Source organism: Clavibacter quasicaliforniensis (genome assembly GCF_051201715.1).
GTDB classification, from domain to species: domain Bacteria; phylum Actinomycetota; class Actinomycetes; order Actinomycetales; family Microbacteriaceae; genus Clavibacter; species Clavibacter seminis.
This window is the reverse complement of record NZ_CP139624.1, coordinates 1,213,850-1,226,041: the sequence shown is the minus strand read 5'-3', so window position 1 is coordinate 1,226,041 and position 12,192 is coordinate 1,213,850. Positions and strand designations below refer to the sequence as shown.

The following is a 12,192-nucleotide window of genomic DNA, read 5'->3' as shown; positions in this document are numbered from 1 at the left end:
CATGATCAACCCATTCCGACGAAGCACCAGACGAGAAGGAGCAGCATCCATGTCCAAGCAGTCCATCCTCGGCCGAATCACCCAGCTCGCGAAGGCCAACATCAACAACCTCATCGACCAGGCCGAGGACCCGCAGCTCATGCTGGACCAGATGGTCCGCGACTACACGGAGAGCATCCGCGAGGCCGAGAGCGCCGTCGCCCAGACCATCGGCAACCTGCGGATGATCGAGGACGACCACCGCGAGGACGTCCAGGCCGCGCAGGACTGGGGCCGCAAGGCCCTCGCCGCGAGCACCAAGGCCGACGAGTACCGGAACGCCGGCAACACCCCGAACGCCGACAAGTTCGACGCCCTCGCCCGCGTGGCGCTGCAGCGCCAGATGCAGTCGGAGAGCGAGGCGAAGGGCGCGGAGCCCACGATCGCGTCGCAGACCGAGGTCGTCGAGAAGCTCAAGCAGGGCCTCGACACGATGCGCGGCAAGCTCCAGCAGCTGTCGTCGAAGCGCGACGAGCTGAACGCCCGCCAGAAGACGGTGCAGGCGCAGTCGCAGGTGCAGGACGCCATGAAGAGCATCGACATCATGGACCCGACCAGCGAGGTCAGCCGCTTCGAGCAGAAGATCCGCCGCGAGGAGGCCCGCGTCCGCGGCGCCGAGGAGCTGCAGGCCTCCAGCCTCGACGCGCAGTTCGAGGAGCTCGAGGACCTCGGCGAGCTGACCGAGGTCGAGGCGCGCCTCGCCGCCCTCAAGTCCGGCGGATCCGCGCCGAAGCAGGTCACGTCCGGCGAGTAGTGGACCGTCGGATCCACGGGCGCCGTCCTCCGGGGCGGCGCCCGTCGTCGTCCCGGAGGGGAATTCCGCCCCCATGGATCCGGTTCCCCTCAGCATGACCAACATCGGAATCATCGGCGCCGGACTCATCGGCAGCCAGCTCGCCCGTCTGTTCACCTCCACCGGCCACGACGTGGTGATCGCCAACTCCCGCGGCCCGGAGACCCTCACCGACCTCATCGACGAGCTGGGCGAGCACGCCCGTGCTGCCACCGTCCAGGAGGTCGCCGAGGCCGGCGAGATCGTCGTCGTCACCATCCCGCTCAAGAACATCGACAGCGTCCCGGTCGCGCCGCTCGCCGGCAAGATCGTGATCGACACCGACAACTACTACCCGGAGCGCGACGGCAACATCGCCGAGCTCGACGACGAGACCACGACGACCGCGGAGATGCTGCAGCGGCACCTGCCCGAGTCGAAGGTCGTCAAGGCCTTCAACCACATCTACGCGGCCGACCTCACCGAGCACGGCACCCCCGCCGGCACGCCTGGCCGCCGCGCGCTCGTGATCGCGGGCGACGACGCCGAGGCGAAGGCGACCGTCACCTCGCTCCTCGACTCCTTCGGCTACGACGCCGTCGACGCGGGACCCCTCGCGGAGGGCTGGCGCATCCAGCGCGACACCCCCGGCTACGGCCCGAAGCTCGACGCCGACGGCCTCCGCCAGGCGCTCGCCGAGGCGAAGCGCTACCGCGACATGCAGTAGCCGGGCGGAGCGACAGCTCCTCCCCACGACGATGCCCGTCGCCCGCGGCCACGACCGCAGGCGGCGGGCATCGCCATGTCCGGCGCCGCACGGGATACTGAGGACGTGCCCGCCTCCTTCGTCGTCGTCCCCCAATGGCAGGGCTCGGGCTCGTCCCGCGCCATGAGGCTCGCGGACGGGGCCGAGGCGATACGCGGCGACCTGCCCGCATCCGCCACTCGCGTCGTGGACGTGCCCGTCGAGGCCGGCGAGTCGCTCGGCACGGGCGTCCTCCGCTACGCGTCGCTCCTCGCGGTGCGCACGCGCCAGGAGGCGGCTCTCCAGGCGGCGTCCGCATCCGGATCCGGCCCCGTCGTCACGATCGGCGGCGACTGCGGCGTGGAGATCGCGGCCATCGGGCACGCGGCCGCCGCGTACCCCGGGCTCGCGGTCGTCTGGCTCGACGCGCACGCCGACCTCAACTCGCCCGCGTCCTCGCCGACGGGCGCCTTCCACGGGATGGTGCTGCGCGCCATCATCGGCGAGGGCGTCGACGGGCTGGAGCTCCCCACGGGCGCCGTCACGGCCGACCGCGTCGTGCTCGCGGGCGTGCGCGCGCTCGACGACGCCGAGTCCGAGCTCGTGGACTCGCGCGGCATCGCGCTCGTCGACGCCGAGGAGGTGGGGCCCGAGTCGCTCGTCGCCGCCGTACGGGCGACCGGCGCCACCGATGTCTACGTCCACGTCGACCTCGACGTGCTCGACCCGGGCGGGATGTCCGGCGTCGGCCACCCGGAGCCGTTCGGGCTCGACGTCCAGGCTGTCACGGAGTCGATCAAGGCGCTGCGCCGGTCGTTCGGGCTCACGGGCGCGGGGATCACCGAGTTCGCGCCCTCCTCCCCCGCGGCGGCCGTGGACGACATGGGCACCATCCTGCGGATCATCGGGGCGCTGACCGGGCCGGTGTGACCCGACCGGGAGGTCGCGCCGCCCGCCCCGCCCTGCGAGTCTGGGACGGACGATCGAAGGAGACCGCCGTGAGCGACGACACCCGCACCGCATCCACAGCAGGGCCCCCGGCCGACGACGCCCCCCGCGTGCGCGTCGAGCGGCGCGGGCACCTGCTGCTCATCGGCCTCGACCGGCCGGCCAAGCGCAACGCCGCCGACATGCGGATGCTCCGCGAGCTCGCGAGCGCGTACGGCCTGCTCGACAGGGATCCGGAGCTGCGGGTCGGCGTGGTGCACGCGGTCGGCGACCACTTCACGGGCGGGCTCGACCTCGCCGACGTGGCCCCGCACATCGGCCGCGGCCCCGGCGGCGGCCTCGCCACGGTGCCGGAGGACGGCGTCGACCCGTGGCGGATGGTCGGCGACGGCGTCGGCAAGCCCGTGGTCCTCGCGGTCCAGGGCACGTGTCTCACGCTCGGGATCGAGCTGGCCCTCGCGAGCGACGTCGTGGTGGCGGCCGCGGGCACGCGGTTCGGGCAGATCGAGGTCGCGCGCGGGATCCTGCCCTTCGGCGGCGCGACCCTCCGCTTCCCGGCGGTCGCGGGCTGGGGCGACGCCATGCGCTGGATCCTCACGGGCGACCCCTTCGACGCCGAGGAGGCCAGGCGGATGCGCATCGTGCAGCTCGTGGTGCCGGACGGCGAGCAGCTCGAGGCCGCGATCGGGATCGCCGAGCGCATCGCCGCGCAGGCCCCGCTCGCCGTGCAGGCGACGCTCCGGAACGCGCGCGCCGCCGTCCACGACGGACTCCGGTCGGCGGCCGCCGCGCTCCCGGCTGAGCTCGTGCGGCTCGCGGGATCCGAGGACGCGGCGCGGGGCATGCGCGCCGCCGCGGAGCGCCGGCCCGCGGACTTCGTCGGCCGCTGATCCGTCGACCGAACCCGCCCGGCCGATGCCCGGGAGGCCCGGCGTAGGGTCGGCACCATGACCTCCTACGACCTCATCGTCATCGGTGCCGGCCCCGTCGGCGAGAACGTGGCCGACCGCGCGAAGCAGGGCGGGCTCTCCGTGCTCGTCGTCGAGTCCGAGCTCGTGGGAGGCGAGTGCTCCTACTGGGCCTGCATGCCCAGCAAGGCGCTCCTCCGCTCCGGCAGCGCCCTCCGCGCGGCGCGCGCCGTCGCCGGGTCGAAGGAGGCCGTGACGGGCGAGCTCGACGTGGCCGCGGTCCTGAAGCGCCGCGACTCCTTCACCAGCTCCTGGGACGACCAGGGGCAGGTCAGCTGGCTCGAGGGGATCGGCATCGACCTCGCGCGCGGCCACGGGCGTATCTCCGGGCCGCGCCGCGTCAGCGTCACAGCGGCCGACGGATCCGTCACCGAGCACGAGGCGGCGCACGCCGTCGTCGTCTCCACCGGCACCGCGGCGCTCCTCCCCGACATCCCCGGCCTCGCCGAGGCCCAGCCGTGGACGAGCCGCGAGGCCACGAGCGTCGAGGTCGTGCCGACCTCGATCGTCGTCATCGGCGGCGGCGTGGTCGCGGCCGAGATGGCCACCGCCTTCGCCTCGCTCGGCAGCGCCGTCACGCTCGTCGCCCGCAGCGGCCTGCTCAGCGGGCAGGAGCCCTTCGCGGGCCAGCTCGTCGGCGACAGCCTCACGGACATGGGCGTCGACGTGCGCCTCGGCGCATCGCCCTCCCGCGTCAGCCGCGACGGCGACGAGGTCACCGTCGAGCTCTCCGACGGATCCACCCTCACGACCGCCGAGGTGCTCGTCGCGACCGGCCGCACCCCGCGCACCGAGGACCTGGGCCTCGACACCGTCGGCCTCGAGGCCGGCGCCTACCTCGACGTGGACGACACGATGCTCGTCACGGGCGACGTGAACGCGGAGACGCCGTGGCTGTACGCGGTCGGCGACGTCAACCACCGCGCGCTCCTCACCCACCAGGGCAAGTACCAGGCACGCGCCGCGGGCGAGGTCATCGCGGCGCGCGCGACGGGCGGCACCGTCGACGACTCCCCGTGGGGCGTCCACGTCGCGACGGCCGACCACCGCGCCGTCCCGCAGGTCACGTTCACCGACCCGGAGGTCGCGAGCGTCGGCCTCACCGCGAAGGCGGCGGAGGAGGCCGGCATCCGCACGCGCGTCGTCGACTACGACCTCGGCTCCGTCGCGGGCTCCAGCCTGCACGCCGACGGCTACGCCGGGAAGACGCGCATGATCGTCGACGAGGACCGCGGCGTCATCGTCGGCGTCACCTTCGTCGGCCAGGACGTCGCCGAGCTGCTGCACTCCGCCACCATCGCCGTCGTCGGCGAGGTGCCGCTCACGCGCCTCTGGCACGCGGTGCCGTCGTACCCCACCATCAGCGAGGTGTGGCTGCGCCTGCTCGAGACGTACGGGCGGCCGACCGCGTGATCCGCGCGGGGCTGGGCACGGCGGCGGGCGCCGTCCGCGGCGTCCTGCTGGACTCCCCCGTCTCGCGCGCGGGCAGCGGCGTGGCCACCGCGGTGGGCCTCGCCATCGGCCTCCCGCTGAGCACGGGCGAGGTGGGCCGCCACGGCGACCTCATCGTCCTCACCGGCCTGCCGTCCTGGGTCTTCGGGCGCGGCGGCACCTGCGTCGGCCGCGTCTACCTCACGCGCGACAACGCCGGACCCGCGGTGCTCGAGCACGAGGCCGTCCACGTCACGCAGTGGCGCAGGTACGGGCTGCTGATGCCGCTGCTCTACTGGTGGGCGGGGCGGGATCCGCTGCGCAACAGGTTCGAGATCGAGGCGGGCCTCGAGAAGGGCGGATACCGGTGACCGGCCCGCTCGACGGCCGCACGGCCGTCATCACGGGAGCGAGCTCCGGCATCGGCCGCATCGCCGCCCGCGAGCTGCACGACCGCGGCGCCGACGTGGTCGTCGTCGGGCGCGACCCCGAGCGCACGCGCGGCATCGCCGCCGAGCTGGGTGCGCGGCACGTCCTCGCCGACATGGACCGGCTCGACGAGGTGCGCGCGCTGGCGGCGACCCTCCTCGAGACGTGCCCGCGGATCCACGTGCTGGCCCTCAACGCCGGCAGCCTCGTGCCGCGCCGCGCCATGACGGTCGACGGCCACGAGACGACGTTCCAGCGCAACGTCCTCGCGCCGTTCCTCCTCACGCGCCTCCTGCTGCCGCGCCTCGAGGAGACGCAGGACGCGCTCGGCACCGACGAGAGCCCGGTGCGCGTCATCGGCACCGCGAGCCGCGCGAACCTCTGGGGCCGCGTGCGCCTCGACGACCTCGACTGGCGGAAGCGCCCCTGGCTCGGCGGCTGGCAGGCGTACGGCACGTCGAAGGCGATGATGATCCTGATGATGCGCACGCTCGCGGAGCGCGTCGGCCCGCGCGGCCTCGAGGCGTGCTCGTTCCACCCGGGCCTCGTGCGCACGTCGTTCGGATCCGACAGCACCGTGATGAAGGCGCTGCTCGCGCTCTCGATGGGCGCCTACGGCATCTCCGCGGAGGCGGGCGCGGTGCCCCTCGTGCAGCTCGCGTCGGTGCCCGACCTGGGCGCGCCGAGCGGAACGTACTTCGACCAGCTCACGCCTGATGGGAAGATGACCGCGCAGGTCAGGGATCCGCAGCTCGGGCGGGACCTGTGGGCCGCCCTGGACCTGGCGGCGGGGACCGACGAGCGCGTCCGGCGCTGAGCCGAGATCGCCCGACGCGAGCCCGGCGGATCCGCGTCAGCGCGTCGCGAGCAGGTGCAGCAGGTCGTCGTGGCCGCCGACGTGCCCGCCGAGCAGCACGCTGACCTCGGTGACCGGGTGCTCGTCGGAGATGGGCGCGGCGAACACCATCATCTCGCTGGCCCACGCGCCGACCGCCCGGGCGACCGCGGTCATGGGCGCCGCGGGCGCGCCGTCGATGCCGCGGCCCTCGCGGGCGATCACGGTGACGACCATGCGCGGCGGGTGCGCGAGCGCGACCTCGACGGACGCATCGGGCACCTCCACGAACACGCTGCCGCGCGTGCACAGGGGAAGCACGGCGAGCGCGGCCTGCGTCGCGGCGAGGCCGGTCTCGTCCGTGACGAGCAGCACCTGGCGCTTCACGTCCTTGCGCGTGCGCGAGCGGGTGGCTCCGGCCATGGTCAGGATCCCTCCGCCGCGCCCCGGCGCCAGTAGCCCATGAAGGCGACCTGGCGGCGGTCGATGCCGGTGTCGCGCACGAGGAAGCGGCGCATCGCCTTGATGCAGCCGGACTCCCCCGCGAGCCACGCGTAGAGCGTGGAGCCCTCGTGGACGACCGGCGCGTCCCAGACGATGCCCTCGGCGTCGTCCTCCGCGAGCGGCTGGGCGTCGTCGGCGAGCGCGACCTCGGGAGCGGCGATGGCGCCGACCTTCACGTGGCAGTCGACCCAGTGGCGCACGGCCTCCTCGAGGCGGGATCCGTTCGGGCGGCCGTCGCGCGGCAGCCAGGTGAGGTTCACGCCCTTCGGCACGCGCACGTCGAGGCGGTCGCCCGTGACGGGGACCTCGATGAAGGCGCAGCCCACGGCGTCGTCGGGCAGGGAGGAGAGGATGTTGCAGATGGCGGGCGCGGCCGTCTCGTCACCCGCGAGGAGCAGGGAGCGGGCGGCGCCCGGGTGCCACTCGATGCCGAGGCCTCGCGCGGGGCTCAGGGCGTCGGGCCCGATGATGACCATCTCGTCGCCGGGCTGCGCCTGGCCGGCCCAGCGCGAGGCGGGGCCCATGTCGCCGTGCAGCGCGAAGTCCACGTCGACCTCGCCGAGGTCGCGGCGGACGGCGCGGGACGTGTAGGTGCGGAGCGGGTTGCGCTCCGCGTCGGGCAGCGCGCGCCACCAGGCGAACCAGTCGTCGCCGCCGACGCCGGTGAGGTCGGGCAGGCCGTGCTCGGCGACCGGCAGCAGCAGCTTGATGCGCTGGTCCAGGCACTCGTCGCCGAAGTCGCGGAGGTCGTCGCTCTGGAACGTGATCCGGAGGAACGTGGGGCTGACGCGCTCGATGCGGGACACGCGCGCGGCGAACGGCCGGTAGGCGGGGCGCTCGACCGCGGGTTGCTCCTCGACCGTGTCCTCGACGGGAGCAGTGCCGGCGGCGAGGGTCGCGGTGGAGGTAAGCACAGCCTAAGTATGGCATGCCTTACCTCAGGGGGCGAGGGCGTCGGGACGATCGGGCGGCGGATCCACGGGAGGATGTCATCGTGTCCGCCCTCGTCCTCGCCGCCGTCTTCGTGGGCGCCGTCGCCCAGCGCGTCACCGGGCTCGGCTTCGCGCTCGTCGTCTCGCCCGTGCTCGTGATCCTGCTCGGCCCCTTCGACGGCGTGCTCATCGTGAACCTGTGCGGCGCGCTGTCGGCGGCGATCATCCTCGCGGGCGTCCGGCGGGACGTGGAGTGGCGGCGCTACCTCTTCCTCGCGATCCCCGCTCTCGTGGGGATCGTGCCCGGCGCCCTCCTCGCCTACCTGCTGCCGGACGAGGCGCTGGAGATCGGGATCGGCCTGCTGCTCATCGCCGCCCTCACCACCTCGCTCGTGCTCCGGCGCACGGCGCGCCCGATCGACGGGCCGGGCGTCATGGCGGGCTTCGGATTCGCGTCGGGCGTCATGAACGCGGCGGCCGGCATCGGCGGGCCGAGCCTCAGCGTCTACGCGGTCGTCAGCCGCTGGGAGCAGCGGGCGTTCGCGGCGACGCTCCAGCCGTTCTTCGTCACGGTGGGCGCCTCGTCCCTCCTCACCAAGCTCCTCATCGCGCCGGAGCGCTGGCCGGACCTGGGGACGGCGGCGTGGGTGGGCATCATGGTGACGATGCTCGCGGGGATCGGGGCGGGGACGCTCCTCGGCCCCCGGATCCCGACGCGCGGCGCCCGCGCGGCCGTCGTGGTGCTGGCGTTCGGCGGCGCGGTCTCGGCGATCGTCAAGGGGATCAGCGGGCTGGGCTGACCCGCCGCCTCACCACTGCGGCGGGTGCCGCCGCTGCCAGTGCAGCCGCCGCTCGAGCTGCCGGCCGATCGCGAGGAGCGTCGCCTCGCCGCCCGGCCGCCCGATGAGCTGCACGCCCATGGGCAGGCCGTCGTCGGTGAGGTGCACGGGCAGCGTGATCGCGGGCAGGCCCGTGACGTTCGCGAACGACGTGTACGGCGTGTACCCCACCTGCTGCGCGAAGTTCCGCTCGCCGTCCTCGGCGTCGTACCAGCCGACCGGCCGCGGCTCCTGCGCGAGCGCGGGCGTGAGCACGGCGTCCACGTGGGCGAACTGGGCGATGACGCTGCGCTCGTAGGCGGCGAGCTGGGCGAGCGCGCGGGCGAGGTCGCGCGCGCTGAGCGCCCGGCCGCGCTCCACGAGCCAGCGCGTGAGCGGCTCGAGGAGCTCCAGCTGGGCGCCCTCGGCGGGGATCCCCGCGGCGCCCGCCTGCCAGATGGTGCGGAACGCGGGCGCGTAGGTGGGATCCGGCCGGAGCGCGAGGTCCTCGAGGCCGTGGCCCATGGTCGCCAGCTCGCGCACGGCGAGGGCGAGCGCGTCGTCGGCGGACGCGTCGCGCACGATCTCGTAGGCGTCGTCCCACGGCGTCGTGGTCATCACGCCGATCTGGAAGCGGCCCTCGCCGCGGACCGCCGCGCCGAGCAGGTCGCCGTCCGGGTCCTCGGGCGCGCGCAGCGTGAAGGGGTGCGGGATGCGGCCGTTGACCCGGCCGATCATCGCGTCGAGCAGCATGGCCGCGTCGGCGACGCTGCGCGCGAGCGGGCCGGGGACCACGAGGCCCGCGAGCGACTCCTGGCCGGATCCCGCGGGCACCAGGCCGCGCGACGGCTTGAGGCCGACGAGCCCGGTGGCCGCCGCGGGGATGCGCACCGAGCCGCCGCCGTCGGATCCCGGCGCGAAGGGCAGCAGGCCCGCCGCGACCGCGACGGCCGCTCCCCCGCTCGATCCGCCCGCGCCGCGCGTGGTGTCCCACGGCGTCCGGGCCGGCGGCGCGACGAGGCTCTCCGTGTACGACGGCAGGCCGAACTCGGGCGCGCTGGTCTTCCCGAGGCTGATGCCGCCCGCGTCGTCGAGCGCCTGCGGGATCGCGTCGGTGCGCTCCGACACGTGGTCGCGGAAGAGGCGCGACCCGAAGGTGGTGCGGACGCCGGCGCGCTCGGAGAGGTCCTTGTCGCCGAACGGCAGGCCCCAGAGCGGCGCGGTGCGCGGGACCTCGCGCTCGACGAACCGCGCGCGCTCCAGGGCGCGGTCGGCGGTGACGGTCGTGAAGGCGCCGAGGCCCGGATCCAGCCGCTCGATGCGCTCGAGGTAGTGGGTCACGAGCTCGGTCGGGGTGACCTCGCCGCGCTGGAGCTGGTCCCACTGGTCCTGGGCGCTGAGGTGGTGGAGTTCGAACACCGTCCCAGCGTAGGCCGGGGTCGCCGCGGGCCGACCGGCGGCGGATGCACGGACGGGGCGGGCGCCGGTCGTCCCGGCACCCGCCCCGTCGGCGGATCGTCGCGCGACCGTCAGCGGCGCGCGGCCGCCTGCGCCCGGCGGCGGAACGCCATGAGCGCGAGACCCAGGACGAGCGCGGCGAGCGAGGTGCCGAGCACGGGTCCGGACTCGGATCCGGTCGCCGCGAGCGTCGGCTCGGAGCTCGGCGCGGGCACCGTCCCCGTGCCGGACGGGACGACGGATCCCGCCTGCGTGTCGAGCGCGTACAGCACCGAGGCGCCCGTGCTCGGCAGCAGGAACGCGAGCTGGTGCGATCCCGCGGCGAGGTCGGCCGGCACGGTGAAGCGGACGCTCGCGCGACCCTGCTCGTCGGTCGTGTCGACCACGGCGGCGTCGATCGGCGTGCGCGCGACCTCCTCGCCGTCGATGAGCGTCACGACCTCGGTGTCCTGCACGGGCGCGTTCGAGACCAGCAGCGAGGACAGCTCGTAGGAGCGATCCTGGCCGGCGCGGGGCGCGGCGCCGGTGGTGTCGACGATGCCGATCGAGCGCGTCGCCGAGTCGGGCTCGACGGGCGAGAACTCGGTGATGTAGTCGACGAACGCCGTGAGGTCGACGCGGCCGGAGTCGCTCTGCTCGGTCGAGTTGGCGAGCTCCGTGAAGTTGTCGCCGCCCTCCGCGAGGAAGCTGTTCGCGACCATCGTGAAGACGCGCGCGGGATCCACCGGCTCGCCCTGGAAGAACACGCCCGTGATCCGCTCGCCGCGCGCGGCGGTCGGGTCGTACGTGTAGGTGAGGTCGCGCGAGAGGCCGAGCTTGAGGAACGGCCGCGAGGATCCCTCGGGCTGCCACTGCTGCTCGAGCACCGCCTTGACGCCCGCGCCGGTGATCTTCGCGGTCGTGAGCGTGTTGGCGAACGGCTGCACGATGGCGGCCTCCTTGTAGGTCACCTCGCCCTCCGCGTCGCCCGCGCCGGAGGACGCGATGGTGAGGTCCTGGCGGACGCCGCCGGGGTTCATGAACGCGATCTCGGTGCCGAGGTCCGCCTGCGTCGCCCACAGCTGCGCGTCGGCGACGAGGTTGCCGATGGTGGACTCGCCGCCGCGGTTCTCGGAGCCGTCCGCCTGGCGGGCGCGCGTGATGTCGCCCGTGATCTCGCCGACCGTGCGGCTGCCGATGACCTCGGCCTTCGCGACCGCGTCGTCCACGATGCGCTGCACGGCGGGATCCGCCGGGAACGCCGGCTTCCCGTCCGCGGTGAGCAGCGGGACGAGCTCGGAGGAGACGGAGGTGAGCGCCTTGGTGGCGGGATCCACCGTGAGCGACAGGTGCCCGAGGTTCGTCCCGTAGCTGCCGGTCTGCAGCACGGGCAGCGGCAGGGCCTTGCCCGCGACCGGCAGCTCGTAGTCGTAGCCGAGGTGGGTGTGGCCGGAGATCACGGCGTCGATGTCCTGCTGCACGCCCGTGACGATGCGGCCGAAGACCGAGTCGTCGGTGAGGGAGGACTCGTCGGAGGTGGACGCGCCCTCGTGCACGACGAGCACGACGACGTCGGCCTCCCCGTTCGCGTCGTCGCCGTCGCGGAGCGCGCGGGCCGTCGCGGTGGACGCGTCGACGACGCTGCCGACGTCGAGCGTCGCGATCCCGGCCGGGCTCACGAGCTCGGGCAGCGCCTCCGTAGTGGCGCCGACGAACGCGACGCGCACGCCGTCGATGTCCTGCACGTCGTACGCCGCGTACGCGTGCTCCTTGGTGCCCTTCTCGTAGAGGTTCGCCGAGATGTAGGGGAAGTCGGAGTGGTCCGCCACGCGGCCGTCGACGTCGTCGCGGCCCTGGTCGAACTCGTGGTTGCCGAGCGTGGACACGGAGACGCCCATCGCGTTGAGCGCGTCGAGCGTCGGCTCGTCCTGCTGCGACAGCGACGTGAAGGTGGACGCCCCGATGTTGTCGCCCGCGCTGATGAGCGTGCTGTTCGGGTTCTCGGCCTTCGCCTGCTGGAACGCACCCGAGATCACGGCGGCGCCCGCGGTGGACGAGGTGGTCTCGAGCCGGCCGTGGAAGTCGTTGATGGAGTAGACATCGATCGCGACGTCGCCATCCGCGGCGGACGCGGGCGCGGCGCCGAGGCCGAGGACCGCGGTGGCGGAGAGGCCCGCCACGAGGGCGAGGACGCCGGAGCGCGCGGCTCCTGGCGGACGGCGGCGGGTGGGAGCAGGGCGCATGCGGGGACATCCTCGTTCGGGCGGGCGGCGGTGCTCAGTACCTTACGGAGCTGAGGTTTCCGTGGGGTTAACTCCGGGACCCGCTGCGAGC

The 12,192-nt window shown here is 74.1% G+C and carries 12 protein-coding genes; 8 read left to right on the top strand and 4 right to left on the bottom strand.

The window, feature by feature from the left end:
• The first annotated feature begins 49 nt into the window (after positions 1–49).
• The 7 genes from NL142_RS05905 (at position 50) to NL142_RS05875 (ending at position 6,149) form a co-directional block, all read left to right on the top strand.
• Positions 50–793, top strand: a complete 744-nt coding sequence (locus NL142_RS05905) for a PspA/IM30 family protein (RefSeq protein WP_435081321.1) — start codon at positions 50–52, stop codon at positions 791–793.
• A 94-nt stretch (positions 794–887) separates the two neighbouring features.
• A complete protein-coding gene (locus NL142_RS05900; protein WP_435081320.1) occupies positions 888–1,538 on the top strand; it encodes an NADPH-dependent F420 reductase in 651 nt (216 codons plus the stop codon).
• Between the two features lie 105 nt (positions 1,539–1,643).
• Positions 1,644–2,486 carry an arginase family protein gene (locus NL142_RS05895; RefSeq protein ID WP_435081319.1) on the top strand — a complete coding sequence of 281 codons (843 nt, stop codon included), beginning with the start codon at positions 1,644–1,646 and terminating at the stop codon, positions 2,484–2,486.
• Positions 2,487–2,554: 68 nt separating this feature from the next.
• Complete coding sequence (locus NL142_RS05890; protein WP_435081318.1) at positions 2,555–3,394, top strand: crotonase/enoyl-CoA hydratase family protein; 840 nt, start codon at positions 2,555–2,557, stop codon at positions 3,392–3,394.
• Positions 3,395–3,451: 57 nt separating this feature from the next.
• Positions 3,452–4,885, top strand: coding sequence for a dihydrolipoyl dehydrogenase family protein (locus NL142_RS05885; RefSeq protein WP_435081317.1), 1,434 nt, complete (start codon positions 3,452–3,454; stop codon positions 4,883–4,885).
• Positions 4,882–5,274: a Fe-S oxidoreductase gene (locus tag NL142_RS05880; protein ID WP_194682955.1), complete on the top strand. Its 393-nt coding sequence runs from the start codon at positions 4,882–4,884 to the stop codon at positions 5,272–5,274. The genes NL142_RS05885 and NL142_RS05880 overlap by 4 nt, the downstream gene beginning before the upstream one ends.
• Complete coding sequence (locus NL142_RS05875) at positions 5,271–6,149, top strand: SDR family NAD(P)-dependent oxidoreductase (RefSeq protein WP_435081316.1); 879 nt, start codon at positions 5,271–5,273, stop codon at positions 6,147–6,149. The genes NL142_RS05880 and NL142_RS05875 overlap by 4 nt, the downstream gene beginning before the upstream one ends.
• A 36-nt stretch (positions 6,150–6,185) precedes the next feature.
• On the opposite strand, the gene NL142_RS05870 is transcribed toward NL142_RS05875, so the two are convergent.
• Both NL142_RS05870 and NL142_RS05865 read right to left on the bottom strand, forming a co-directional pair.
• Complete coding sequence (locus NL142_RS05870; RefSeq protein WP_435081315.1) at positions 6,186–6,590, bottom strand: SIP domain-containing protein; 405 nt, start codon at positions 6,588–6,590, stop codon at positions 6,186–6,188.
• Positions 6,591–6,592: 2 nt separating this feature from the next.
• Positions 6,593–7,585 (bottom strand): siderophore-interacting protein, encoded by a 993-nt coding sequence (locus NL142_RS05865; RefSeq protein ID WP_435081314.1) that lies wholly within the window; start codon positions 7,583–7,585, stop codon positions 6,593–6,595.
• Positions 7,586–7,665: 80 nt separating this feature from the next.
• On the opposite strand from NL142_RS05865, the gene NL142_RS05860 reads away from it, so the two are divergent.
• A complete protein-coding gene (locus NL142_RS05860; RefSeq protein WP_435081313.1) occupies positions 7,666–8,403 on the top strand; it encodes a sulfite exporter TauE/SafE family protein in 738 nt (245 codons plus the stop codon).
• 9 nt (positions 8,404–8,412) lie between these two features.
• Here the strand turns inward: NL142_RS05860 and NL142_RS05855 are convergent, their stop codons facing one another.
• Both NL142_RS05855 and NL142_RS05850 read right to left on the bottom strand, forming a co-directional pair.
• On the bottom strand, positions 8,413–9,840 hold the full coding sequence (locus tag NL142_RS05855; RefSeq protein WP_435081312.1) for an amidase: 1,428 nt from the start codon (positions 9,838–9,840) through the stop codon (positions 8,413–8,415).
• Between the two features lie 110 nt (positions 9,841–9,950).
• Positions 9,951–12,101 (bottom strand): bifunctional metallophosphatase/5'-nucleotidase, encoded by a 2,151-nt coding sequence (locus NL142_RS05850; RefSeq protein ID WP_435081311.1) that lies wholly within the window; start codon positions 12,099–12,101, stop codon positions 9,951–9,953.
• Positions 12,102–12,192 lie beyond the last annotated feature (91 nt).

Bases quoted from the DNA above. Each gene is read 5' to 3' on its own strand.
- NL142_RS05885 (WP_435081317.1), top strand. From the start codon at position 3,452: ATGACCTCCTACGACCTCATCGTCATCGGTGCCGGCCCCGTCGGCGAG.
- NL142_RS05850 (WP_435081311.1), bottom strand. From the start codon at position 12,101: ATGCGCCCTGCTCCCACCCGCCGCCGTCCGCCAGGAGCCGCGCGCTCC.
- NL142_RS05870 (WP_435081315.1), bottom strand. From the start codon at position 6,590: ATGGCCGGAGCCACCCGCTCGCGCACGCGCAAGGACGTGAAGCGCCAG.
- NL142_RS05900 (WP_435081320.1), top strand. From the start codon at position 888: ATGACCAACATCGGAATCATCGGCGCCGGACTCATCGGCAGCCAGCTC.
- NL142_RS05905 (WP_435081321.1), top strand. From the start codon at position 50: ATGTCCAAGCAGTCCATCCTCGGCCGAATCACCCAGCTCGCGAAGGCC.